This window comes from Pseudomonas sp. D1-36 (assembly GCF_051132205.1).
In the GTDB taxonomy this organism is placed as follows: domain Bacteria; phylum Pseudomonadota; class Gammaproteobacteria; order Pseudomonadales; family Pseudomonadaceae; genus Aquipseudomonas.
In genome coordinates this window covers 728547-751268 of sequence record NZ_CP071674.1, presented here as the reverse complement: position 1 = coordinate 751268, position 22722 = coordinate 728547, and the positions used below count along the sequence as shown (strand labels likewise).

The 22722-nt window shown below is 62.3% G+C and carries 24 protein-coding genes; 9 read left to right on the top strand and 15 right to left on the bottom strand.

Annotation, left to right across the window (positions count from 1 at the left end; genetic code table 11):
• The first annotated feature begins 96 nt into the window (after positions 1-96).
• Positions 97-267 carry a hypothetical protein gene (locus J3P76_RS03260; protein WP_420766300.1) on the top strand — a complete coding sequence of 57 codons (171 nt, stop codon included), beginning with the start codon at positions 97-99 and terminating at the stop codon, positions 265-267.
• 1 nt (position 268) lies between these two features.
• Here J3P76_RS03260 and J3P76_RS03255 read toward each other — a convergent pair whose 3' ends face one another.
• Positions 269-1471 carry a multidrug effflux MFS transporter gene (locus J3P76_RS03255; protein WP_420766299.1) on the bottom strand — a complete coding sequence of 401 codons (1203 nt, stop codon included), beginning with the start codon at positions 1469-1471 and terminating at the stop codon, positions 269-271.
• A 93-nt stretch (positions 1472-1564) separates the two neighbouring features.
• Complete coding sequence (locus J3P76_RS03250; RefSeq protein ID WP_420766298.1) at positions 1565-1762, bottom strand: heavy-metal-associated domain-containing protein; 198 nt, start codon at positions 1760-1762, stop codon at positions 1565-1567.
• Between the two features lie 147 nt (positions 1763-1909).
• Here J3P76_RS03250 and J3P76_RS03245 point away from each other — a divergent pair, with 147 nt between their 5' ends.
• From J3P76_RS03245 to cueR, 3 genes are all read left to right on the top strand, one after another.
• Positions 1910-2293, top strand: coding sequence for a hypothetical protein (locus J3P76_RS03245; RefSeq protein WP_434560831.1), 384 nt, complete (start codon positions 1910-1912; stop codon positions 2291-2293).
• Between the two features lie 127 nt (positions 2294-2420).
• A complete protein-coding gene (locus J3P76_RS03240) occupies positions 2421-4814 on the top strand; it encodes a heavy metal translocating P-type ATPase (RefSeq protein ID WP_434701484.1) in 2394 nt (797 codons plus the stop codon).
• The gene (gene cueR, locus J3P76_RS03235; protein WP_434649053.1) at positions 4811-5212 is read left to right on the top strand and encodes a Cu(I)-responsive transcriptional regulator; all 402 of its coding nucleotides are present in this window, start codon (positions 4811-4813) and stop codon (positions 5210-5212) included. The genes J3P76_RS03240 and cueR overlap by 4 nt, the downstream gene beginning before the upstream one ends.
• 59 nt (positions 5213-5271) lie before the next feature.
• Here the strand turns inward: cueR and J3P76_RS03230 are convergent, their stop codons facing one another.
• Positions 5272-6165: a PA4780 family RIO1-like protein kinase gene (locus J3P76_RS03230; protein ID WP_434701483.1), complete on the bottom strand. Its 894-nt coding sequence runs from the start codon at positions 6163-6165 to the stop codon at positions 5272-5274.
• A gap of 209 nt (positions 6166-6374) precedes the next feature.
• Positions 6375-7166 carry an AraC family transcriptional regulator gene (locus tag J3P76_RS03225; protein WP_434607943.1) on the bottom strand — a complete coding sequence of 264 codons (792 nt, stop codon included), beginning with the start codon at positions 7164-7166 and terminating at the stop codon, positions 6375-6377.
• Between the two features lie 79 nt (positions 7167-7245).
• Here J3P76_RS03225 and J3P76_RS03220 point away from each other — a divergent pair, with 79 nt between their 5' ends.
• Positions 7246-8274: a bile acid:sodium symporter family protein gene (locus J3P76_RS03220; RefSeq protein WP_434607947.1), complete on the top strand. Its 1029-nt coding sequence runs from the start codon at positions 7246-7248 to the stop codon at positions 8272-8274.
• On the opposite strand, the gene J3P76_RS03215 is transcribed toward J3P76_RS03220, so the two are convergent.
• Positions 8261-9538: an acetyl-CoA C-acetyltransferase gene (locus tag J3P76_RS03215; RefSeq protein ID WP_420766292.1), complete on the bottom strand. Its 1278-nt coding sequence runs from the start codon at positions 9536-9538 to the stop codon at positions 8261-8263. The two genes, J3P76_RS03220 and J3P76_RS03215, sit on opposite strands and share 14 nt — an antisense overlap.
• 144 nt (positions 9539-9682) lie before the next feature.
• Here J3P76_RS03215 and J3P76_RS03210 point away from each other — a divergent pair, with 144 nt between their 5' ends.
• The gene (locus J3P76_RS03210) at positions 9683-11035 is read left to right on the top strand and encodes a 3-oxoacyl-ACP reductase (RefSeq protein WP_434649055.1); all 1353 of its coding nucleotides are present in this window, start codon (positions 9683-9685) and stop codon (positions 11033-11035) included.
• A 2-nt stretch (positions 11036-11037) separates the two neighbouring features.
• Positions 11038-11892 carry a MaoC/PaaZ C-terminal domain-containing protein gene (locus tag J3P76_RS03205; protein WP_434701482.1) on the top strand — a complete coding sequence of 285 codons (855 nt, stop codon included), beginning with the start codon at positions 11038-11040 and terminating at the stop codon, positions 11890-11892.
• 32 nt (positions 11893-11924) lie between these two features.
• Here J3P76_RS03205 and J3P76_RS03200 read toward each other — a convergent pair whose 3' ends face one another.
• The 4 genes from J3P76_RS03200 to J3P76_RS03185 are packed head-to-tail and all read right to left on the bottom strand — an operon-like array spanning position 11925 to position 14189.
• Positions 11925-12482: a DUF4136 domain-containing protein gene (locus J3P76_RS03200; RefSeq protein ID WP_420766289.1), complete on the bottom strand. Its 558-nt coding sequence runs from the start codon at positions 12480-12482 to the stop codon at positions 11925-11927.
• Between the two features lie 21 nt (positions 12483-12503).
• Positions 12504-13112 (bottom strand): DUF4136 domain-containing protein, encoded by a 609-nt coding sequence (locus tag J3P76_RS03195; protein WP_434701481.1) that lies wholly within the window; start codon positions 13110-13112, stop codon positions 12504-12506.
• A 25-nt stretch (positions 13113-13137) separates the two neighbouring features.
• Positions 13138-13887 (bottom strand): methyltransferase, encoded by a 750-nt coding sequence (locus J3P76_RS03190; RefSeq protein ID WP_434607957.1) that lies wholly within the window; start codon positions 13885-13887, stop codon positions 13138-13140.
• Positions 13884-14189, bottom strand: coding sequence for a MazG-like family protein (locus J3P76_RS03185; RefSeq protein ID WP_420766286.1), 306 nt, complete (start codon positions 14187-14189; stop codon positions 13884-13886). Before J3P76_RS03185 ends, J3P76_RS03190 begins: the two co-directional genes overlap by 4 nt.
• Positions 14190-14353: 164 nt before the next feature.
• Here J3P76_RS03185 and J3P76_RS03180 point away from each other — a divergent pair, with 164 nt between their 5' ends.
• Positions 14354-14647, top strand: coding sequence for a hypothetical protein (locus tag J3P76_RS03180; RefSeq protein ID WP_420766285.1), 294 nt, complete (start codon positions 14354-14356; stop codon positions 14645-14647).
• Positions 14648-14717: 70 nt separating this feature from the next.
• Positions 14718-16067 (top strand): MATE family efflux transporter, encoded by a 1350-nt coding sequence (locus tag J3P76_RS03175; protein ID WP_420766284.1) that lies wholly within the window; start codon positions 14718-14720, stop codon positions 16065-16067.
• Positions 16068-16070: 3 nt separating this feature from the next.
• On the opposite strand, the gene J3P76_RS03170 is transcribed toward J3P76_RS03175, so the two are convergent.
• From J3P76_RS03170 to J3P76_RS03145, 6 genes are all read right to left on the bottom strand, one after another.
• Positions 16071-16868 (bottom strand): DUF4123 domain-containing protein, encoded by a 798-nt coding sequence (locus tag J3P76_RS03170; protein WP_434560851.1) that lies wholly within the window; start codon positions 16866-16868, stop codon positions 16071-16073.
• Positions 16865-18175 (bottom strand): contractile injection system protein, VgrG/Pvc8 family, encoded by a 1311-nt coding sequence (locus tag J3P76_RS03165; protein ID WP_434701480.1) that lies wholly within the window; start codon positions 18173-18175, stop codon positions 16865-16867. Before J3P76_RS03165 ends, J3P76_RS03170 begins: the two co-directional genes overlap by 4 nt.
• A 237-nt stretch (positions 18176-18412) precedes the next feature.
• Entirely contained in the window at positions 18413-20326 is a 1914-nt protein-coding gene (speA, locus tag J3P76_RS03160; protein WP_039593533.1) for an arginine decarboxylase, read from the bottom strand.
• Positions 20327-20535: 209 nt separating this feature from the next.
• Positions 20536-20907, bottom strand: a complete 372-nt coding sequence (locus J3P76_RS03155; protein ID WP_420766281.1) for a translation initiation factor Sui1 — start codon at positions 20905-20907, stop codon at positions 20536-20538.
• A gap of 169 nt (positions 20908-21076) precedes the next feature.
• Positions 21077-21634, bottom strand: a complete 558-nt coding sequence (locus J3P76_RS03150; protein WP_434701479.1) for an NUDIX hydrolase — start codon at positions 21632-21634, stop codon at positions 21077-21079.
• Between the two features lie 3 nt (positions 21635-21637).
• Positions 21638-22705 carry a DUF2333 family protein gene (locus J3P76_RS03145; RefSeq protein ID WP_420766279.1) on the bottom strand — a complete coding sequence of 356 codons (1068 nt, stop codon included), beginning with the start codon at positions 22703-22705 and terminating at the stop codon, positions 21638-21640.
• Positions 22706-22722 lie beyond the last annotated feature (17 nt).

Genomic DNA, 22722 nt, shown 5'->3' with positions numbered 1-22722 from the left:
GTCAGTCCGACAATTGACCGTTGTCACAACTGCGCTCGCAATCGGGTCTACACTCGAGGCCTTTGCAACGCAATCTTTTACACGAGGAGGTCAGCAATGAAGATCCTGATAAAAGAGGTGGCAAAATCTCAATGGCAAGTGCGCCTTGACCAGCATGTCGTGACCTTTCGCTCCGAAGCCGAAGCCCAGGCTTTCGCGAACACCCTGCAAGCGCGCATTCGAGCGCCCCATCACTTTCCCGAACATCAGCAGCGCGCGGCCGGTTGAATCAGCTTCGCTGACTCGCCTGGGCAAGCGCCAAAGCGTTTTGCAGACGACGGGTCAGCATTGCCGCGCCGACCACCAACAATCCGCAAAGGCTGATGACGATCGCCATCGGCACCGCCGTGCCGTCATGTAGCGCTGCCACCAACGCGGCGGCACCCGCAGCGACGGAAAACTGAAGGCATCCCAACATGGCCGAGGCGCTCCCCGCCCGGGCACCCTGCCCGTTCATGGCGCAAGCCGACGCATTGGGGATGATGCAACCCAGACTGGCGATGCAGATAAAGAGCGGGATCAACAACGGCCACAACCGCTCCGGCTGGAAGGCGCTGATGGCCAACAAACTCAGCCCGGCAATCCAATAGACCCAGACCGCGCGGGCCAGCAGGAAGGCCGGACCGCGTTTGGACAACAGCCTGGCATTGACTTGCGCCACCAGGATGAAGCCCGCCGCGTTGGTACCAAACAGCCAGCCAAAGTGCTCAGCGGGCACGCCATAGAGCTTGATGAAAACGAACGGCGAACCGGCGATGTAGGCAAACATCCCGGCAATCGCGATGCCGCCTGTCAAGGCATGACCAAGGAAAACAGAGTCCTTGAGAAGGCGACCGTATTGGCGCAATGCCCCGGACAACGGTTGCCGTGGCACATGCTCAGGCAGGCTTTCCGGCAACCACAAGGCAACCGCCGTCGCCGCAAGCGCACTGAACAACGTCAACCCAATGAAAATGGATTGCCAACCGTAAACGTTCACCAGCAGGCCGCCAAGCATCGGCGCGAGGATCGGCGCCAGGCCCATTACCAGCATCAACTGCGAAAACACCTTGGCCGAGCCCACTGCGTCGCATTTGTCGCTGACCACCGCCCGGGAAATCACCATTCCCGCGCATCCGCCCAAGGCCTGCACGAAGCGGGCGCCGATCAGCCATTCGAGGCTTGGCGCGTAGGCGCAGGCCAGGGATGCCACGGTGAACAAGCCGACCCCCGCCAGCAGCGGGATACGCCGTCCGAAGCGATCCGCCACCGGCCCGTAGGCCAGTTGGCCGAGGGACAGCCCGAGGAAATAAGCCGCCAGGGTCAGTTGGATATGTTTTTCATCGGTGCCAAAAGCGATTGCCATCGCCGGGAACGCCGGCAGATAAAAATCGATCGCCAAGGGACCGAAAGCGCTCAAGGCGCCAAGAATCAGAATGGTACGGAGGTTCATCAGGCGTCCAGATCAGCGTCAGTCGGCAGCCCGACAGTTTAGCCGGGCTGAGCGCTCTTGAACATTCCGATAGGTCGCTAACGATTAAGAATCTCAGGCGGGACTGGCTTCGTAGCCCTCCTCCCTTATCGCATCGATCACCGTCTTCTGCGGCAACGTGCTTTGGACCTGGACGGTCCCAGCCCCCAGATCCACTTGCACCTGCGCCGTTGGATCCTGAGCCTGCACAGCCTGGGTAACGGCCTTTACGCAATGACCGCAAGACATTCCTCGAACATTGAAGATTTGCATGAAATTACTCCTTGGGATTGGAATTGCCCACAGTTTCAAGCTTGCCATCATGGCAAGGTCAAGTTTTGGCAAAAACTGCCGGGCTGGCAATCGGCGTCCTGCTCGGCCAAGCTGCACCTATCAGGATTTCATACCGGAGGTTCAGCCATGCGCTGGTCAGCGTTCAGCCTGTTTTGCATGCTCGGTCTTTCAGCAGTGGCCCCCCAGGCATCGGCTGTTGGCGAAGACTATGGTGTGCTGATCATTTCTCGTGAGCGCCTGGAAGTGCCGACCAGTTGCGAAATCGGCATCTACATCGAGGATCAGCTCTCGGCCAGGCTATTCCAAGAGCAAAGCACCTCCTTCAATCTGCCGCCCGGTCGGTTTTCCTTGCGCCTGAAACTACTGCCTGGCCAGGCCGCGGGTTGCGCCCCGGGCATGCTCGCTCCGGGATCGCAGGACATCACGCTCAAGGCCGGCGACATTCTGAAATACCGAATCGCAGCGAATGGGGAAGGCATGTACCTCAAGCAGGCTGACCTCGGATACTGACGTTGCCCCTAACATGGGGGAGCGAACTTGCTCCCACAGTGCAACGTGCAAGCTTTTGCATTGGCGCTTGACCTTGCCAACATGGCAAGGTTGATCCTGTGGTCGTCCACTACAGGGAGCCTGCCCCATGCCTGAACCCACTATTTTTGATCTGCCGATCTGCGGCATGACCTGCGCCAGCTGCGCCGGGCGAGTCGAGCGAGCGTTGCGCAAGGTGACCGGCGCCAGTGCCGTCAGCGTCAACCTGGCGACGGAACAGGCGCGGGTCCAGGCGCCAGAAGGAAGCCTGCCCGCCTTGATGGAGGCAGTCGAACAAGCAGGTTACGGCGTTCCCGTGCAGACCCTGGAATTGAGCATCGAAGGCATGACCTGCGCCTCTTGCGTTGCACGGGTCGAGCGAGCATTGAGCAAAGTCGCCGGCGTGCATCGCGCCAGCGTGAACTTGGCCAATGAGCGGGCTCACCTCGAATTGCTGGGCCAGATCGACCCGCAAACGCTCCTCGAAGCGGTCAAGCGCGCCGGCTATGACGCCAGTGTCTGGGAGGTGGAACAACCGCGAAAAAACCAGGGCGATCGACTGAACCGCGAGCGGCTGGCACTGATACTGGCAATTCTGCTGTCCCTGCCCTTGGTATTGCCGATGATGTTGCAGCCCTTCGGCGTGAGCTGGATGCTGCCAGCCTGGCTGCAGTTCGCGTTGGCGACGCCCGTCCAATTCATCTTCGGTGCACGTTTCTACGTCGCGGCTTTTAAAGCTGTCCGCGCCGGGGCCGGGAATATGGACCTATTGGTCGCCCTGGGCACCAGCGCCGGTTATGGCCTGAGTCTCTACGAATGGGCGATTGCCCAGCCCGGGAGCATGCCGCACTTGTACTTCGAGGCCTCGGCCGTGGTGATTGCCCTGGTATTGCTCGGCAAATATTTGGAAAGCCGTGCCAAACGACAAACCGCCAGTGCCATCCGCGCCCTCGAAGCCCTGCGACCGGAGCGGGCTGTTCAGGTGATCGACGGCGAGGAACGGGATGTTGCCATCAACGCGCTGCGCTTGAATGACTGGGTGTTGGTCAAGCCTGGCGAGCGATTCCCGGTGGACGGCGAAGTGATCGAAGGCCAGAGCCATGCCGACGAGGCACTGATCAGTGGCGAAAGCCTGCCCGTGCCCAAGCAACCCGGTGACAAGGTCACCGGTGGCGCGATCAATGGCGAAGGTCGTTTGCTGGTGCGCACCCAGGCCCTTGGCGCAGAGACGGTCCTGGCGCGCATCATTCGCCTGGTGGAAGACGCCCAGGCGGCCAAGGCCCCCATCCAGAAGCTGGTGGACAAAGTCAGCCAGGTCTTCGTGCCGGTTGTGTTGCTTTTGGCTCTTGCGACATTGGCGGGCTGGTGGCTCTACGGAGCGCCGCTGGAGACAGCACTGATCAACGCCGTCGCCGTGCTGGTGATCGCCTGCCCCTGTGCCCTGGGCCTGGCGACGCCGACAGCGATCATGGCCGGCACCGGCGTCGCCGCGCGCCACGGCATCTTGATCAAGGACGCCGAGGCGCTGGAGCGCGCCCATGATGTGGACACAGTGGTGTTCGACAAAACCGGAACCTTGACGTCCGGCGCGCCGCGCATTGCTCACTTGGCGGCGCTCGAAGGTGAAGAAAATGCGCTGCTGAGAATGGCCGGCGCCCTGCAACGGGGCAGCGAGCATCCGCTGGCCAAAGCAGTGCTGGACGTCTGCGCCGAGCGCGGCTTGAACGTACCGGACATCAGCGATAGCCAGTCGCTTACCGGGCGCGGCATTGCCGGCAGCCTCGACGGGCACCGCCTGGCGCTGGGCAATCGGCGCTTGCTGGAAGAGCTCGGGCCAGACCCCGAGTCGCTGGCCGAGGCGGCGCAGGCCTGGGAAACCGAAGGTCGGACGTTGTCCTGGCTGATCGATCAAGGCTCGACACCTCGCGTCCTCGGCCTGTTTGCCTTCGGCGACACACTCAAGCCGGGCGCCTTGGCGGCGGTGGAGGCCTTGAACCAGCGTCATATCACCATCCATCTGCTCACCGGCGATAACCGAGGCAGCGCTCGGGTTGTGGCCCAGGCGCTGGGAATCAACAACGTCCACGCCGAAGTATTGCCGGCCGACAAATCCGCCATCGTCGAGCGACTGAGGGGCCATTCGGTGGTGGCGATGGTTGGCGACGGCATCAATGACGCCCCGGCCCTGGCCGCAGCCGACATTGGCATCGCCATGGGCGGCGGCACCGACGTGGCGATGCACGCCGCCGGCATCACGCTGATGCGCGGCGACCCTCGCCTGGTGCCGGCGGCGCTGGATATCAGCCGCAAGACCTACGCAAAGATCCGCCAGAACCTGTTCTGGGCCTTCGTCTATAACCTGGTCGGGATTCCCCTGGCCGCGTTCGGCTTGCTCAACCCGGTGCTGGCCGGCGCGGCCATGGCGCTGTCGAGCGTCAGCGTGGTCAGCAATGCATTACTGTTGAAGTTCTGGACACCCGCAGATCTGGAGGACAAGCGATGAACATCGGCCAAGCGGCCCGCCAGAGTGGCCTTAGCGCGAAGATGATCCGGTATTACGAATCCATTGGCTTGCTCAAGGCGGCCCATCGCACGGACAGCGGCTACCGGATCTACGGCACCGATGATTTGCACACGCTGGCGTTCATCAAGCGCTCCCGGGACCTGGGGTTTTCCCTGGAGGAAGTCGGCAAACTGTTGACGCTTTGGCAGGACCGCCAACGTGCCAGTGCCGACGTGAAGACCCTGGCCAAGCAACACATCGATGAACTGAACCAGAAAATCCGTGAACTCGCGGAGCTGCGCGATACCCTCCAGGACTTGGTGGAGCACTGCCAGGGCGATCACCGGCCCGACTGCCCGATCCTCAAGGAGCTGGAATCGGGGTGTTGCAAGAAGTGATGCCCTATACCGAACACAAATAAAAAACCCGGCCTGGGCCGGGTTTCTGGGACAACCGATCACTGCATCCAAGGCGGAGGCGGCTCCTCGGTCTTGCCTGGCGGCGCATCGTCGGCGGCGCGCACAGCCTGGCGTCGTTCTTCGTCCAGGCGCGCGGCCTCGATCTCGCGCATGATCCCGCCAACATCCGCCAGCTCTTCGGGCTCGTCGAACTCACCGGTCAACACACTGCCCGGGTGCAACGTGCCGGCTTCATAAAGCGCCCACATTTCCTTGGCGTACCGGGTGCGTTTCAGCTCCGGAGCGAAACGGCCGAAGTAAGACGCCATGTTGCCGACATCCCGCTCCAACATGCTGAAGGCGTGGTTGTTGCCAGCGGCGTCCACCGCTTGCGGCAGATCGATGATGACCGGGCCTGTCGGCGTGAGCAGCACGTTGAACTCCGACAGGTCGCCGTGCACCAGGCCGGTACACAGCATCAGTACGATCTGAGAAATCAGATAGGCGTGATATTCGCGTGCCTGTTCCGGCTCCAGCACGACATCGTTCAGGCGTGGCGCAGCATCGCCATACTCGTCGGCCACCAGTTCCATCAGCAGCACGCCTTCAAGGAAGTCGTACGGCTTGGGCACTCGCACACCGGCGTTGGCCAACCGGAACAACGCAGCCACTTCGGCGTTCTGCCAAGCGTCTTCAGTTTCCTTGCGCCCGAACTTCGAACCTTTTGCCATGGCGCGGGCCTGACGACTGTTACGGACCTTGCGACCTTCCTGGTATTCGGCCGCCTGGCGAAAACTTCGCTTGTTCGCCTCCTTGTAGACCTTGGCGCAACGCAGCTCATTGCCGCAGCGCACCACATAAACAGCTGCTTCTTTGCCACTCATGAGTGGGCGCAGCACCTCGTCGACCAGACCGTCCTCGATCAGGGGTTCAATGCGTTTTGGAGTCTTCATCAGCTTTTATTCTGGGTCCTTTATTACCAAACACGCGAATGACAGGTCGTTATACGGCAATCCTCCCTTCACGGGGAGGGGTTCCGACCTATGAACCCTGAATGCACACACTGTGCCGGATCAGATCAACCGCGCAAGATCATAGCCGAGACCCGGCCCGTCGCAGGTCATTGGATAAGCAAGTATTTGCGACAAGAACTGACAAGGGCTCAATGCGTGAACAGTTCGCCCGGGGTGAAACCGAACAATCCCTTGAATGCCGCGATGAAAGCGGACGTCGACTCATACCCGCAAGACAGCGCCGCGCTGGTCACACTGTCGCCTTTCTCCAGCGATCCCAAGGAGGACAACAGCCGCATGCGTTGGCGCCACGCGCGAAAGTTGAGGCCGGTTTCACGTAGAAACAAACGGGTCAGGGTCTTTTCCGATGTGCCCAGTCGCTCGGCCCAGGCTTGCAGGGTGACGCAGGATTCGGGCTGTTCGATCAACTCGTTGCACAGCTCCAGCAGGCGGGCATGCCGTGGCAGCGGCAGGGAAAAACCCACTTCCGGCAATGCCGCCAACTGGTCCAGCAGCACTTGCACCAGCCGCGCCTCCTGGGTATCGCCTTGCGGGTAGGCGGCGGGAAATTGGCAGAAGACCTTGATCAGCTCTCGCGCCAAGGGCGTGACCTCCAGCACCCGGCAACGCCCATCGCCCCACGGGCAAGCCTGGCGATGCACATAAAGGCTGCGCATTTCCGCACGGGTGGATGTCACGACGTGATGTTCGAGGTCGGCCGGGATCCAGATGCCCCGTTGCGGCGGCGCGAAGAAACTGCCCTCGGCGGTATGAACGCCGAGCACACCGCTGATGGCATAGGAAAACTGCACCCAATCGTGTCGATGCACCTGGGTCCATGAACCCGCATCCAGGCTTTCGACCCGAGCATAAAGTGGCCGAGGCAGTTCCGTCAGGTCGGGAATGCGCCGTTCAAGCTGCTGCTGTCCGTTAGTCGGCATTGATTGGCCTTATATCGCAAGACGACTGTTCAGGCCGACGTTAGGCTAAGTCGACTTCTCATACAACTTGCGGTGCCCTATGCACATCCTCAGACACCTCAAACGCCTGGTGACCGACTGGTTCCTGTGCGGCATGTTGCTTGCCACCTTGTTGGCGTATTTCTTTCCCGGATTCGGCGCCACGGGCGGCGCGATGCATGCGGAGTGGGTGGTCAACATCGGCATCTTCGTGGTGTTTTTCCTCCATGGGATCAACTTGTCCGGGGAGCAGGTCCGCCACGGCTTGAAGAACGTCCGGCTGCATTTGATGGTGCAAGGTTTTACCTTCGTCGTGTTTCCCTTGATCTGGCTGATCGGTGATTGGTCATTGGGCCGCCATGTGCCGTCGCTATTGATGCTGGGGTTCTTTTACCTGTGCGCCCTGCCCTCGACCATCTCCTCGTCGGTGGCCCTCACAGGCAGCGCGGGCGGCAACGTGCCGGCGGCGATTCTCAACGCCAGCCTGTCCAGCGTGCTCGGGATTTTCCTGACGCCACTGCTGGTCAGCCTGGTGGTCGGCAGCGGTGCCGGTGGCATCGACCTGGGCTCGACCCTTCTCGATCTGTGCCTGATGTTGCTGCTGCCATTGGTGCTTGGGCAATTCCTGCGGCGCTGGCTGGCCGGTTTCTTCGCCCGATACAAGCGCTATACCAGCATCATCGACAAATTGGTCATCCTGCTGCTGGTGTACGCCGCGTTCTGCAATTCGATGGTTTCCGGGATCTGGCGACAACAAGGCAATGGCGTGCTGGTTAGCGCGGTGCTCGGCAGCGCCGTACTGCTGGCCATTATCCTGTGGATGACCACCCGCACCGCCCGCGCTCTGCGGTTCAGCAACGCCGATGAAATCGCTGCAGTGTTCTGCGCGAGCAAAAAATCCCTGGCCGCCGGGGTGCCGATGGCGGCGTTGATCTTCGGCACCGATCCCGGCCTGGGGCTGATCCTGCTGCCGATCATGATCTATCACCCCATGCAACTGATCGTCTGTTCGATCCTCGCCGAACGCTACGCCAGCCGCCAGCGAGCCCAGGCTGCGCCCACGCGCGAGGCGATGGTCAGCGCTCGATGATCGCCGTCACACCTTGGCCGGCCGCCGCGCAGATGGAAATCAGGCCCCGGCCCTTCCCGGCCGCGTCCAGCAGTTTGGCCAGGTTGGCGACGATACGGCCGCCCGTCGCGGCGAATGGATGCCCGGCGGCCAATGAGCTGCCTTTCACATTCAATCGGCTGCGGTCGAGGGCGCCCAGCGGCGTGTCGAGGCCCAGCCGGGATCTGCAGTAATCCGGGTCCTCCCAGGCCTTCAATGTACACAAGACCTGGGCCGCGAACGCCTCGTGGATTTCGTAGTAGTCGAAATCCTGCAACGTCAGGCCGTTGCGTGCCAACAAGCGCGGCACCGCATAGACCGGCGCCATCAGCAGGCCTTCAGCGCCGTTGACGAAATCCACCGCTGCCGTTTCACCGTCACGCAGGTAGGCCAGGATTGGCAGTCCGCGGGCGTTCGCCCACTCTTCGCTGCCCAACAATACCAGGGAGGCACCATCGGTCAGCGGCGTGGAATTGCCTGCGGTCAGCGTGCCCTTGGCGCTTTTTTCAAAGGCCGGCTTGAGGGACGCGAGCTTGTCCAGGGTCAGGTCCGGGCGCAGGTTGTTGTCGCGGGTCAGGCCCAGGAACGGCGTCATCAAATCGTTATGCCAGCCTTCGGCATAGGAAGCGGCCATTTTCTGATGACTTTCCAGGGCCAGACGGTCCTGCTCGTCTCGGGGAATCTGCCAGGTCTGCGCCATCAACTCGCAATGCTCGCCCATGCTCAGGCCCGTGCGCGGTTCGTTGATGCGCGGCAGGTCGGGAACCAAGTGTTGGGGACGCAGTTGCAGAAAAGCCTTGATCTTATCGGCGGTGGTCTTGGAGCGATTGGCTTGCAGCAGGATCCTGCGCAGCCCCTCATTGACGCCGATGGGCGCGTCGGAGGTAGTGTCCACGCCGCCGGCGATGGCGCTGTCGATCTGGCCCAGGGCGATTTTGTTCGCCACCAGCAGCACGGTCTCAAGCCCCGTGCCGCACGCCTGTTGCACGTCATAGGCCGGGGTGCTGGGTGCCAGCCGTGAGCCGAGCACGCATTCGCGAGTCAGGTTCATGTCCCGGGAAAACTTGAGCACCGCCCCCGCGGCCATTTCCCCGATGTGAGCACCGTGCAGGTTGTAGCGCTCGATCAAACCTTCGAGCGCAGCCGTCAGCATCGCCTGGTTGCTGGCGGTGGCATAGGGCCCGTTGGAGCGGGCGAACGGAATGCGGTTACCACCGATGATCGCGACGCGGCGTAGCTGTGCCATGAAGAACTCCCCTGTATGCGCGAATGTGTGAAATTGGCCTGCGGTAACGTGCCCAGCCACAAGCTTAGGCTTTATCCGGGCGATCGAACGACCAATTGCCAAACATGGTCCACACTTGGAACCTCATCAGCCGGAGTATGTTCCATGTCAGACCGTTACATAGACTTCGCCAATTCGCCCATTGGCCTGCGTCTGGTTGGCGCTCTGGGCTTGCCCTCGCCGGTGCGCCTGGAACGCTGGCAGGCCGGGCGGCTGCGGCCTATCGAGGGCGCCCTGCTGTTGGGCGGTGGCCCCCTGACCGAACAGGTCGCCACGTTCGCCAAGCGCTTGACCGACGCGATTTTCATCTACGGTGGCGAACCGACGCTGGCGACCGAATGGATCCCCGGCCACGGCCCGAAAATCAAGGCGGTGGTGTACGACGCCAGCCATCTGGTGCAGGTCGAGCAGCTCAAGCAGTTGCGCGAATTCTTCCAGCCCCTCATGAAAAACCTCGACCACAGCGCCCATGTCGTCATCCTCGGTCGCGCCCCGGAAAGCCTCGATGACCCGTTTGCCGCCAGTGCGCAACGGGCGCTGGAAGGCTTCAGCCGCTCCCTGGCCAAGGAGTTGCGCCATGGCGGGACGCTGCAGTTGCTTTATGTCGGTGACGGCGCCGAAGCGCAGTTGGAGGGGGCCCTGCGGTTTTTCCTGTCGCCCAAGAGTGCCTACGTTTCCGGGCAGGTTATCCGCCTCAAGGTCTGCCAGACCCAGGTCCAGGATTGGACGCGACCGCTCACCGGGCTCAAGGCGCTGGTAACCGGCGCCGCCCGTGGCATCGGCGCGTCCATCGCCGAAACCCTGGCCCGTGACGGCGCCGATGTGATCCTGCTCGATGTCCCGCAAGCCAAGGCCGACCTGGACGCCCTGGCCGCGCGCCTGAGTGGGCGCAGCGTGACGCTGGACATCTGCGCCGAAGATGCCGCCGCGCAGTTGATCGAACACCTGCCCGACGGCGTCGACATCGTGGTGCACAACGCCGGCATCACCCGGGACAAGACCCTCGCCAACATGACGCCCGAGTTCTGGGACGCGGTGCTGGCGGTCAACCTCAACGCGCCGCAGGTGCTGACCAAGGCCCTGCTCGACAGCGGCACCCTGCGGGACAATGGCCGGATCGTGTTGCTTGCCTCCATCAGCGGCATCGCCGGCAATCGCGGCCAGACCAACTATGCCGCGAGCAAGGCCGGCCTGATCGGCCTCGCCCAAGCCTGGGCGCCTGGCCTGGAGGCGCGGGGAATCAGCATCAACGCGGTGGCACCGGGCTTTATCGAGACACGCATGACCGCCGACATTCCCTTCGCCCTGCGTGAAGCCGGGCGCCGCATGAGTTCGCTGGGCCAGGGCGGCTTGCCCCAGGACGTCGCCGAAGCCGTGGCCTGGCTGGCACAACCAGGCACCGGCGCCGTAACCGGGCAGGCGCTGCGCGTGTGCGGGCAAAGCTTGTTGGGGGCGTGACCATGACGATCCAATGGCAGGAAATAAACACCGCCCCTTCGATGTCAGGGCTCTACGCCAAGGCCGCGACTCGCCGCAAGATCACCGGCACGGTCCTGCCTGACGTCGGGCTGCGCCAAGTGATCCAGGTCGACCAAAAGAACCTGGCGGCCTATCGCAAAGTGTGTGGTTTCAGCGAAAGCGGACTATTGCCGCCGACCTATCCACACGTGCTGGCGTTCGCCTTGCAGATGCAATTGCTGACCGCCCGGGATTTCCCGTTCCCATTGCTGGGCTTGATCCACCTGAACAACCGCATCCGCGTGCTGCGGCCCATGGGCGGTGTCAGCCAGGTGCGGGCGAGCGTCAACGTCGAGAACCTGCGGCCTCATGCCAAGGGGGCGGTATTCGATCTGGTGACCCGTATCGAAGATCAGTTGGGCCCCTTGTGGCAGGCCCAAAGCCAGATGCTCTGCAAAGGCGTCCAGCTTGACGGCGCATTGGCCGAGGACTCATCCGAGGACAGCCCCGAGTTGACGCAAGTGACACGCTGGACCGCACCCGTGGATATTGGCCGGCAATACGCCAAGGTGTCAGGCGACTACAACCCGATCCACCTGAGCGGCGCCAGCGCCCGGTTGTTCGGCTTCCCCACTGCCATCGCCCATGGTCTGTGGAACAAGGCAAGGACGTTGGCGGCGCTCGATGATCATTTGCCCGAAGCCAATATCGAAATCGACGTAACGTTCAAGAAGCCAGTGCGCCTGCCCAGCGAGGTGACATTGTTGGCGAGCGCGGCCGGTTCCAGCGGGCAATTGCGATTGGTGGGGGCTGGTGAGCTGGAGCATATGCTGGGAATTTGGCAGCCGGTTGCTTGAAAGTATTTCCACCCAACCTATGGGTCAACCAATCAACGCGGTGGGTAGTTGGACAGGATCCGCCCCACCGTCTCGCGCACCTTCGCGCTGCGATCCATCGGGTTGGGTGAATCACTGAGCAATTGCTCGTCGCTGCCACGCCAGACGAGCTTGCCATCCTTGCCGTCGAGCAGGTCGATCTGCACGGTGGCGACCTTGTAGCTGAGGTTACGGGTTTCGTTGTACATCGGTCCGCCCCAATAACCATTCCATGGGCCGCCCCAACCGCCGCCATAGTTGGTCGTCACCTGTTGCTGGCGATCCTCGACGATCAGGTAGGCCTGGACCTGCACATCGCCCCGCGCGCCGCCCGAAGCCGGACGCAGGCCACGCTGGTCGAGTTGATCGGCGACCGCCTGGCGGATGCGCTGTTCGGTCAGGTCGCTCTTGATGCGCGGATCGTCCGGGCGATATTGCAACGCCGGCTCCTTCCAGCTCCAGCTGCGGTAGGCCGCGAAGTCGCGGCTGGTGTCGAAATCATGATTGACCTGGTTGGAAGCGCAGGCGCTGAGCAACAGGGCAAGGGCAAGCGGGACAAGACGGCGAAACATGGTTTTTCTCCGTTGTTTGAATCAACTGGGAGGATAGGCCGACATGGCCTTTTCCACCGCGTCACGAATGGCATCGGTGCGCTCGCTCTGATTGCCGCGCTGGCTGGTCTCGGCGCTGGCGCTCCACACGGGCTGGCCATTGCGGGCGTCGAACAGATCGACCCGAACCACCACGACCTGCTCCTGATAGGTGCGCACCACGGGAATGGTGTTGTACATGCCATAACCCGGCCCGTAGCGGTTGTAGCCGCCGTAATAGCCCGCGTCATAGTCGTCCCGGACCTGCCGCAGCCGGGTTTCCAGGCGCAGGTCGGCACTGACGAAGAGGTCCGCCGGGCGATTGTCATGCAGCGGACGCAGCCCGCGTTGGTCCAACGCTGCGCTTACCGCTTCGGCCACCTGGGCCGAATCCGCCCAGGCAGTACCCGGCGGCAACCGACCGTTGAGCCAGGCCCAACTGCGATAGCGGCCATAGTCACGGGGCGGCGCCGGATAGGCGCTGCGATCGAACACTTTGGCGGCCTCGGGCGGCGCCGGCGGCAACGGATTGGAAGTCGCGACATACGGATTGTCGCTCTGGCAGGCTGCCAGCCCAAGGCATAACACCAATAATCCTGAACGACCTTTCATTTCGCTCTCCGACTGCTCTTCCGGATCAGAGGGGACGACAGACCCAATGCAGGTAGCGTCCCAACCCGGCAAACGCTGGGTGGCGCCGGTGGGCCAGTTCCATTTCCAGCAATTGCGCGAGTTCTACGCGGCCCTGGAATTGCACCGGCATGTAGTCATGAAAAACCCGCACGCCACTTTGAATTTCGACCTGCCACAGGTCTTCAAGTTGCGCCGCCAATTGGCGAGGATCAAGGGGTTGTTGCGGGGTCAGGCTCTGTTTTTCACCGGCCAGGTCGTTTTTGCGCAACTTGCGGAAATGCCCTTTGAGCAAGTTTCGATAAACCAGCGCGTCGCGGTTGTAGAACGCCAACGACAACCAGCCGCCAGACGCCGTCAGTTGATGCAGAACCGGCAGGATCGCGTGGGGCTCGGCCAGCCACTCCAGCACGGCGTGACACAGCACCAGATCGTACGGTTCGGTGAGCTGGCCGAGCAGGTCCTGCCACGGCGCCTGAATGAACGTTGCGTCCTGGCCGGCCTCGGCAAACCGCTGACGGGCACCCTCAAGCATGGGCTCGGCCGGTTCAGCCAAGGTGACCTGGTGACCACGCTCGGCCAGCCACAGTGACATGTGCCCCAGGCCCGCGCCAACATCCAGAATACGCAACGGCCGGTCAGGCAAGGCTTCAAGCAAATCGGCCTGGAGCACCGCCAGGCGGATCGCCCCCTTGGCCCCGCCGTAGATTTTTTCCGCGAAACGCGTGGCGAGCTGGTCGAAATGACGGTCACTCATGGGGCGAACCGCCGCTCGCTGTCGGCCAATTTGCCGCGCACCACGGCGTCCATATCCAAGCCCAACTCGCTGCACAGCAGCAACAGGTACAACACAATGTCACCGACTTCCTGCCCGGCGTGGGCCAGTTTATCCGCGGGCAGCTGGCGCGACTGGTCCTCGGTCAGCCATTGGAAAATCTCGACCAGCTCGGCCATCTCGACGCTGGCGGCCATGGCGAGGTTCTTCGGGCTGTGGAATTGCCGCCAATCGTTACGGTCACGAATGGCATGCAGGCGTTCGGTCAGTTCAACAAGGTTCATCGGGTTCTCCTGAATGCGCATAGCTTCGGGGCGATGACGAGGGAAGGCAAGCGTCTCGGTACGAAGCGGTGAATTGCTCCATAATCGAACGATCGCAGCCGCCACAACTCCTACAGTCAGGGGCCGACGGCTCGATTCCGATTCCTCTCCATCAGGATGCAAACATGCAGGTAGAAAGTTTCTTCGAATGGCTCGGCCAGGCGCTCGGTTCGGTGATCCGTTTCATCGTCGACCTGCTCAGCGGGCTGTTCAACACCTTGGCCAATGCCGGTGGCAATTTTGTCGATGGCCTGTCCCGCACGCTTGGCATGGACACCTCGATCATCAGCATCGTCGCACTGATCCTCGGGCTGATGCTGCTGTATTCGGCGATCCGCGCCTTTATGCGGGCCTCGATTGTCATGGGTATTATCTGGCTGGTATTGGGGTTGTGGTTGCTGAGCTGGATCATCCACTGAAGACAAACAGGGCGACATCAGGAACGAACGCTGCGATAACGCTACAATCGCGCTCCATCAAGGAGCCACCATGTCCAACCTGATCGCCGACTGGCGCGACCGCCTCACCCACCGTCGGGTATGGGCGCTGGCCGCGCCAATGATCCTCTCGAATATATCCGTACCGCTGGTAGCACTGGTGGACAGTACCGTCATCGGCCACTTGCCCCATGCCCATCAGTTGGGCGCGGTGGCGGTCGGGGCGAGTCTGTACACGGTGCTGGCCTGGGCCATGGGGTTCCTGCGCATGGGCTCAACCGGGTTCGCCGCCCAGGCAGCCGGGCGTGGCGATGGCGCTGCGTTGCGGCAGGTCTTGCTGCAAGGACTCTTGCTGGCGTTGGGGCTGTCGGTGGTGCTCGGGGCGGTCGGGGTTCCGTTGAGCGACGTGGCATTGCACTTCATGCAGCCCTCGGCCGAGCTCGACCAATTGACCCGGGATTTCTTCCACACCCGGCTTTTCGGCCTGCCGGCGGCGCTGGCCAGTTACGCGCTGGTGGGCTGGTTCCTTGGCGCCCAGAACGCCCGCGCACCGTTGACGATCCTGTTGGTCACCAACCTGGTGAACATCGCCTTGAACCTGTGGTTCGTCATCGGCCTGGATTGGGGCGTGACGGGTTCGGCACGCGCCTCGGTCATCGCCGAGTGGGCGGGCGCGCTGGTGGGCCTGGCCCTGGCCCGAAGGACGCTGCGCGCCTGGCCAGGGCGGATCGCCTGGGCCGCCCTGAGCCTGTGGCAGAGCTGGCGACCGCTGCTGGCGGTAAACCGGGACATTTTCATCCGCAGCCTGGTGCTGCAATCGGTGTTTTTCCTGATCACCGTGCAAGGCGCGCGGCTGGGGGACGCGACGGTGGCGGCCAATGCGCTGCTGCTCAATGGCCTGCTGCTTACCGCGCATGCCCTGGATGGCCTGGCCCATGCGGTGGAAGCGCTGTGCGGCCACGCCATTGGCGCTCGCGACCGACTGGCCCTGCGCCGTTCGCTGGTGGTCGCCTGCGGTTGGTCCTTGATCGCGAGCGTCGGGTTCGCACTGCTGTTTCTGCTGGCCGGACATTTGTTCATCGACATGCAGACCGACATTGCCGACGTGCGCGACACCGCTTACCGCTACCTGCCTTACCTGGCAACGCTGCCATTGATTGCCGTGTGGAGCTATCTGCTCGATGGCCTGTTCATCGGCGCCACCCGCGCCCGGGAAATGCGCAACGGCATGCTCCTGACCCTGTTGCTGGTGTTGCCGCTGGCCTGGGCGCTGCAAGGACTCGGCAACCACGGACTGTGGATCACTTTCCTGTTGTTCATGACGGTGCGCAGCCTGACGCTCGGGACGGTCGCCTGGCTCTTGCACCGTCGTGGCGGCTGGGTCGATGCCGAAACTCGATGATGTTCAGCCCTGTTTGCCTTGCCAGAGGCGTCGCAAATGATCGAGACGTTCTCGCTGGGAACCACCAGGCAGCCCCGGCACGGGCTCGGCATCGGGGTATTGCAAGCGCAGCCATAACCAGCCGTCGAGAACGGCCTGCTCGCTGAACCCCAGCTTGCGCCCCTGTTGCACGTAGTCCCAGAGCACCCAATAGTCATGGCCAGTGGAGCGAGACCATCGCCAGACGTGACGTTCCAGGAAGCACTCCTGCAATTTGACCTGTTGCCTGTCGCTGAGGCCATGCTCGTTTTCCAGCGCAGGCACCGCAAGCCTGGGATTGGAGAGCTGTTGCCACCCCTGGCACCCCATCGTCCGATCGGACCAGGTGCCACCGAACCAGCGCAACAGGCTGATCGGTCCCAGCCAGCAACTGAGCTCCCGGGGATCGCAGGCATCGAAGAAATAGCTGGCGGTGTGCGGGTTGTAATAACTCAGGAAGGCCTTGTAATGCAGGCCCAGCGTCACCGTCAGCATGCGCCGCAAATGTACCAGCAAGGACTCGGCTGGCGTCGAGGTCACCAACAGCAACCCGGGCCAGGATCGAGCGTCCAGATGGCACAGGCTGGCCAGCGCAGGCGATTGCCTAAGATCCACCAACAACGGGCCGTGTGATCTCGCTCCGTCGAACTCGGTTCCCTCGAACAGGGCAAAACGCGGCACCTCGGCAAACTGTTCCTTCAGGCGCTGTGCGGCCTCGGGCGCGTCCGGAACGTCTAACAGCAGCCATTGGGGAGCGGGACCCGGCAAGGTGGCCACATTCATGGCGCCGCGCCCGCGCCCTGTCCCATCACCATGCGACAGGTACACACCGGCTGCGCACAAGGGCTGAAACGCCCCCCGCCTGGCAAAAGGCACAGCAAGACCAGTGGCTCACCATCCTTGATTGCGGACAACAAGGATGAATCGACTCCAGAAGCCCCGGGAATTTCCCCGGCAGGCGCGGTGGGAGAAGGCGCCTGCGTTGACTGCGCGCCGGGGGCGCCACCCAGGAATGCGCTGACCAGGGGACGGTCCGGGTCGCCCTCGATAAAACTCACCAGAACCTCGGTGCCCTCGGCAATCGTCCCCACGCCACGCGCCGCAAGCTCGGGTGCCAAGGGCAGCCAGCAATGGCTGGGGATGGCGCCCTCTCCCTGATAGGCCCAGTCGAACTGCACCGCCACTCGCCCGGCCACTCGCGGCTCATCCACTTCCACGACCCAGCCGCGTTGCCTGCTCACCATGACAGGCTTGTCCGGCGCCCTGTCCACCAGGAAGGGCATCCCCCAGGGAATGGCCTGGAAAAGATTGCCATAACCGCCCGCATGACCGTGGTGTTCAACCTGCGTCAATAACCAGCCCTGGTTCCACTGCCCATGAGGATGGCCCTTCAGCGACAGGATCTGGCCGGCGTGCAAGTGCGTCAGATCGCTACGGCCCTGGGCGATCAACGCTCCGTGGATATCCGCCTTCACCGTGAACGCACGCACTGCGCGGGCCCGCCCTTCAACACTGTACAAAGCCTTGTCCATCGTCGGAACGTTGCCCGCCGTATCCGCAAAAACCAGGCATTGCCCGTCCCGGGTGTGATCGAAATGAAAGTGGATACCCGCCTGGGCGCACATTCGTTGTAGGAAATGCAGGTCGGATTCGCGGTACTGGGTATACAGATCCAACGAAGGATAAGCGTTGCTCAGATCCAGGCACAGGCTGCGGCCGTTGATACCATGCCCGCCCAGGACCTGGCGGATGATCTGTGGCACCGAGCAGGCATTGAAGACCCGTTGACTGAAACGCTGCGCAAGGCTCGCCAGCTTCGGCCCGATTCGTACCCGGCAGCTCTCGCCATGGCGGTGGACGATTTCGTGAAGTCGCCCGTGGATGCCTTGATCCTTGATTCCAAAGCTCAGCCAGACGTTGCGGTACAGCAACCCGGCCATGTCCAGGGCCATGTCGCTGACCGACAGCTCCACTTCGAAAACGAAGGGTTCGCTGATGGCTTCATTGCCTGTTAAGGCTACGACGACGAAAGGTTCGGACAGACCGGCTATCTCCAGACGAAAAGGTAGCTCGCAGGCTGGATCGGACATCGGCGTTTTCTCTACAGGAGGGGCGACCGGGCATTCTCGCCGACAGCAGAGGACGAGTAGAGGGCTCAAGCACTATTTAGGAAAGGGACTACATGAAATTAGGACGCCGTCAGCTAAACGGCATCAATAGGCCGATAAACGCGGCGCACGGGTTTGCAATGCAGAAACAACGTGGCGAGGAAGCTCGCCACGATGAATCGCTCTAGCCTGCAACAGCGGCCCCGCAAGGGGCCGCCGTCAGGAAGAAAGGTAGGACGAACGCGTCAGCCCCAGACGCAGCGCATCCAGGAACTGAGTGCGCTCGGCCGCCGTGATCCGGGCGCTGGCGCACTTGTCACGGTAGTGAGTCATCAACTCCTCCGGCGACAGGTGCACATAGCGCAACATGTCTTCGATGGTGTCGTGGGTTTCGATACCGGCGTGGTACACGCTGCCATCGGCGTTCTGGTAGATGTTCACCGAGTCGGTGTCACCAAACAGGTTGTGCATGTCACCCAGGATTTCCTGGTAGGCACCCACCAGGAAAATACCCAACAAATAATCCTCGCCTGGATTGAGCGAGTGGACCGGCAGGCTGGTCTCGATGCTCTGCTCGTCGACGTACTGCTTGATCTTGCCATCGGAGTCGCAGGTCAGGTCTTGCAGCACGGCACGGCGCAGTGGCTCTTCGTCGAGGCGATGCAGCGGCAGGATCGGCAATACCTGGCCGATCGCCCAAGTGTCCGGCAGGCTCTGGAAGACAGAGAAGTTGCAGATGTACTTGTCGGCCAGCTTGTCGTTGAGCTCGTCCAACACCTGGCGGTGCGAACGCTGGCGGGCCTTCAGCGAATTGTGCAGGCGACGGCACACCGCGAAGTAGCACTGCTCGGCCAAAGCTTTTTCCGCCAGGGTCAGCTTGCCATCGGCGTATTGGGCTGCCACGTCACTCATGTAATGGGTGGCTCGCCAGTAAGTCTCGGTGACCATCTCGATATCGGTCGGGCCCAGCAGGTCCACCAGCCACTGCACGGTTTCCGGCAGGCTTTCCTTGTTCTCGATGACCGGGACGTCATCGTGGTGTTTCTCGACGTCGGTCACTTGCACCACCAACATGGCGTGGTGCGCGGTCAGCGAACGACCGCTTTCGGAAAAGATGTGCGGATGCGGCAGGCTCTGGGCATCGCAGAACTCCTTGAGCATGCCCACCACGACACCGGCGTAATCGTCCATGTCGTAGTTGATGGAGCTGGCGTTGCGCGAGTGCGTGCCGTCGTAGTCCACGCCCAGGCCGCCGCCGACGTCGATGTGATCCACCGGCAGCCCAAGGTTGCGCAGCTCGCCGTAATAACGGATCGCTTCCTTGAAGCCATGCTGGTAGTCCGCCAGGTTGGCGATCTGCGAACCCATGTGGAAGTGCAGCAGGCGGATGCCCTGGTCCAGGCCCGCGCCACGGAAGCGCTCGACCACCGACAACAGCTGCGCGGCCGACAAGCCGAACTTGGATTTTTCGCCACCGGTGTCGGCCCACTTGCTCGACGCCAGGGACGACAGGCGAACCCGCAGGCCGACCTGTGGCTTGACCTTGAGCGACGCGGCTTCTTCAATCACCAGGCCGACTTCGGATTCTTTCTCGATCACGATGAAAACGTTATGGCCCAGCTTCTGGCCCATCAGCGCCAGGCGGATGAACTCGCGGTCTTTGTAGCCGTTGCAGACGATGGTCCCGCCCTTCGGCGCCAGGGCCAGCACCGCCAGCAGCTCGGGCTTGGAGCCGGCTTCCAGGCCGATCGACACGTTCTGTGTCGCGATGATGTTTTCGATCACCGCTTCCTGCTGGTTCACCTTGATCGGGTAAAGCGCGGTGTACTGGCTCTGGTATTCCAGGCGCGCGATGTTGCTGTCGAACGCGCCGGTGAGCTGACGCACCCGGTCTTGCAGGATGTCGGGGAAGCGCACCAGCAAGGGCAGCGAAAGGCCGCTCTGGCGCAACTGGTCGACTTGCTCGTACAAATCGATGGGCGAACTGTCGGGGCCGTTCGGACGGACTTCGACGCGACCGGCTTCATTGATCGCGAAATACCCGGCCCCCCAATGGCGAATCCCGTAAACACTGCGGCTGTCCGCAACTGTCCATTGGCTGCCATCGTCTTTGCGTGTGCGTCGTACGGACATCGAAGTCCCCTATAAAGAAGTCAAAATGCACCCACCCGGTCGCAGGCTGGCGCAGTGTAGAGAATGGAAATGACGATTTGCCTGTAAGCACGGTAGACCCTGCCCGCAGCGCTGAGTTTAGAACCCGTTCAGAACAGGCTCTGTGAAAACCATGTGGGCGACCCCGAACCGGGGTTCGGATCAAGCCGGGGTGGTTTTCACAGAGGCTGCTAGCCGCCGGATTTCTTTGCCTTGAAACCGTGTTTGGTGAGTTCCGCCAACAGCAGCTCGACGTGATCGCCCTGGATCTCGATGACGCCGTCCTTCAACGCGCCACCCGTGCCACAGCGTTTTTTCAACGTCGTCGCCAGTTCTTTGAGGGCGTCTTCGGCCAGCGGCACACCGGTAATGGTCGTCACCGTCTTGCCGCCGCGACCTTTGCTTTCGCGGCGCACGCGAGCGATACCGTCCCCTTCGGGGATGATCGTCTGTTTGCAGATGCAGGCATCCACCGGTTGGCGGCAATCGGGGCAATGACGACCGGCGTCGGTAGAAAATACCAGGCCACCCAGGGCGGCGAAGGATGCGGCTTTTTTGGCCACCGGCAATCCTCTTCGGAGGACAAAGACTGGTCAAGGGGCGAAAGCCTCGACCGCGAAGCCCCACTCAGGCAGGGGCAGCGCAACTGGGCCGAACGATGTCGGCCAAGCTTGAAAAGTCGCGCAGTGTAACGGCAAAAAGGCGACTTGCTAAGGGCCAATCGGCGCCAATTTAGAGCTTCTTTGCGACACCGGCTTCGCAGGCGCGCAAATAGCGCCCAAGAGCCGCCAGGGAGTCCGGGCAATAAGGCTTGTGGCGGATTTCATCGAGCACCTGCTCGACGGGCAGAAAACGCGCCTCCAGCACTTCTTGGGGCTGCAGCACCAACGGACCATCCCACACGGCCGAAAACGCCGAGCACCACAGGCGGCTGCCGGTGTCTTCGAAATAGAAATGGTCGTGGGCGACCAGCTCCACGCCGCTGACACCGAGCTCTTCGGCAAGCTCGCGGGCCGCCGACTCGGCGTAGCTCTCGTGCGCCTGCACCATGCCGCCGGCCGCGACATCCCAGTAACCGGGATAGATGGCTTTGCTCAGCGTCCGCCGATGGACACACAACTCCCCGGCCGAATTGAACAGCATGATGTAGGTGCCCCGCCCGATCAGGCCGCGCTCGCGCAGATCCGAGCGCACCAGGCTGCCGAGCAGGTTGTCATGCTCGTCGACCCAAGCGATGAGCTCGGCATCCGAAGCCGCTCGGTGAGCCGCCTCCCGAGTGCTTTCGTCCATCGATCAGCCTTGGTTCAGCAACTGACGCAGGTCGATGACCGCCGCATTGGCGCGGGAAATATAGTTGGCCATGACCAGCGAGTGGTTCGCCAATACACCGAAACCGCTGCCATTGAGGATCATCGGGCTCCAGACCGGCTCTTGCGAGGCTTCCAGCTCACGAATGATCTGCCGCACGCTGACCGTGGCGTTCTTCTTGGCCAACACGTCGGCGAAGTCCACCTCGATGGCGCGCAGCAAATGAGACAGCGCCCAGGCCTGACCACGGGCTTCGTAGAACACGTTGTCGATTTGCAGCCATGGGGTTTCAACCACTTCTTCGTCGACCTGCGGCACTTGGCCGGGCGCGGGGATTTCGGTTTTCAGCGACGTGTTGAGCTTGACCCGGCCGACGCTGGCGGACAGCCGCTGGGACAACGACCCCAGGCGAGTGCCGACATCGCCCAGCCAGTTGTTCAGGTTGTCGGCGCGGGCATAGAACAATGCGCTCTTCTGGCCTGGATCGGAGAGGCGCGCCTGGTAACGACTCAAGGAATTGATGCCTTCCTGGTACTCCGACTCACTGGAGGGCAGCACCCAGCTGCGGTTGTCGAAGTTGAAGCGCGGCTCGGCCTTGGCGAGGTCCGCATCTTCGGCGGACTGTGACTGCGAGCGGGCGAAATCCTTGCGCAAGGCGCGGCTCAGGTCGCGCACCTGCACCAGCACGCCGTATTCCCAACTCGGCATGTTGTCCATCCACAGGCCCGGCGGGAAGCGGTCATTGGAAATGTAGCCACCCTGCTTGGTCAGCAAGGTTCCGGCCACGGTCTTGAGGGTTTCGACGGTGGTGTAGCCGACCACCATTTGCCTGCCGTCCTTCTCGGCCGCCGCCTGGGCGTTCTGCTGCACGGGAAACAGCGCCGGCTCCTGGCTCCAATACCAACCCACCGCAATGGTCACCAGCAGATACAAACCAATGAGCGTGGCCAGTGCCCGGCTGAAAAACAGCCCGCCCAGGTAGCTGCGGGTGTCCGATTTCGGCTCGGCGGCGCGTTCAGGCGCGCTGCCCGCGCGGTTTTTCCAGTCCAGCATGGCGATGTTCCTTCAAT

What these genes read in the sequence shown, in the direction of transcription:
- J3P76_RS03260 (WP_420766300.1), top strand. Translation starts at nt 97, where the DNA reads ATGAAGATCCTGATAAAAGAGGTGGCAAAATCTCAATGGCAAGTGCGC.
- J3P76_RS03255 (WP_420766299.1), bottom strand. Translation starts at nt 1,471, where the DNA reads ATGAACCTCCGTACCATTCTGATTCTTGGCGCCTTGAGCGCTTTCGGT.
- J3P76_RS03250 (WP_420766298.1), bottom strand. Translation starts at nt 1,762, where the DNA reads ATGCAAATCTTCAATGTTCGAGGAATGTCTTGCGGTCATTGCGTAAAG.
- J3P76_RS03245 (WP_434560831.1), top strand. Translation starts at nt 1,910, where the DNA reads ATGCGCTGGTCAGCGTTCAGCCTGTTTTGCATGCTCGGTCTTTCAGCA.
- J3P76_RS03240 (WP_434701484.1), top strand. Translation starts at nt 2,421, where the DNA reads ATGCCTGAACCCACTATTTTTGATCTGCCGATCTGCGGCATGACCTGC.
- cueR (WP_434649053.1), top strand. Translation starts at nt 4,811, where the DNA reads ATGAACATCGGCCAAGCGGCCCGCCAGAGTGGCCTTAGCGCGAAGATG.
- J3P76_RS03230 (WP_434701483.1), bottom strand. Translation starts at nt 6,165, where the DNA reads ATGAAGACTCCAAAACGCATTGAACCCCTGATCGAGGACGGTCTGGTC.
- J3P76_RS03225 (WP_434607943.1), bottom strand. Translation starts at nt 7,166, where the DNA reads ATGCCGACTAACGGACAGCAGCAGCTTGAACGGCGCATTCCCGACCTG.
- J3P76_RS03220 (WP_434607947.1), top strand. Translation starts at nt 7,246, where the DNA reads ATGCACATCCTCAGACACCTCAAACGCCTGGTGACCGACTGGTTCCTG.
- J3P76_RS03215 (WP_420766292.1), bottom strand. Translation starts at nt 9,538, where the DNA reads ATGGCACAGCTACGCCGCGTCGCGATCATCGGTGGTAACCGCATTCCG.
- J3P76_RS03210 (WP_434649055.1), top strand. Translation starts at nt 9,683, where the DNA reads ATGTCAGACCGTTACATAGACTTCGCCAATTCGCCCATTGGCCTGCGT.
- J3P76_RS03205 (WP_434701482.1), top strand. Translation starts at nt 11,038, where the DNA reads ATGACGATCCAATGGCAGGAAATAAACACCGCCCCTTCGATGTCAGGG.
- J3P76_RS03200 (WP_420766289.1), bottom strand. Translation starts at nt 12,482, where the DNA reads ATGTTTCGCCGTCTTGTCCCGCTTGCCCTTGCCCTGTTGCTCAGCGCC.
- J3P76_RS03195 (WP_434701481.1), bottom strand. Translation starts at nt 13,112, where the DNA reads ATGAAAGGTCGTTCAGGATTATTGGTGTTATGCCTTGGGCTGGCAGCC.
- J3P76_RS03190 (WP_434607957.1), bottom strand. Translation starts at nt 13,887, where the DNA reads ATGAGTGACCGTCATTTCGACCAGCTCGCCACGCGTTTCGCGGAAAAA.
- J3P76_RS03185 (WP_420766286.1), bottom strand. Translation starts at nt 14,189, where the DNA reads ATGAACCTTGTTGAACTGACCGAACGCCTGCATGCCATTCGTGACCGT.
- J3P76_RS03180 (WP_420766285.1), top strand. Translation starts at nt 14,354, where the DNA reads ATGCAGGTAGAAAGTTTCTTCGAATGGCTCGGCCAGGCGCTCGGTTCG.
- J3P76_RS03175 (WP_420766284.1), top strand. Translation starts at nt 14,718, where the DNA reads ATGTCCAACCTGATCGCCGACTGGCGCGACCGCCTCACCCACCGTCGG.
- J3P76_RS03170 (WP_434560851.1), bottom strand. Translation starts at nt 16,868, where the DNA reads ATGAATGTGGCCACCTTGCCGGGTCCCGCTCCCCAATGGCTGCTGTTA.
- J3P76_RS03165 (WP_434701480.1), bottom strand. Translation starts at nt 18,175, where the DNA reads ATGTCCGATCCAGCCTGCGAGCTACCTTTTCGTCTGGAGATAGCCGGT.
- speA (WP_039593533.1), bottom strand. Translation starts at nt 20,326, where the DNA reads ATGTCCGTACGACGCACACGCAAAGACGATGGCAGCCAATGGACAGTT.
- J3P76_RS03150 (WP_434701479.1), bottom strand. Translation starts at nt 21,634, where the DNA reads ATGGACGAAAGCACTCGGGAGGCGGCTCACCGAGCGGCTTCGGATGCC.
- J3P76_RS03145 (WP_420766279.1), bottom strand. Translation starts at nt 22,705, where the DNA reads ATGCTGGACTGGAAAAACCGCGCGGGCAGCGCGCCTGAACGCGCCGCC.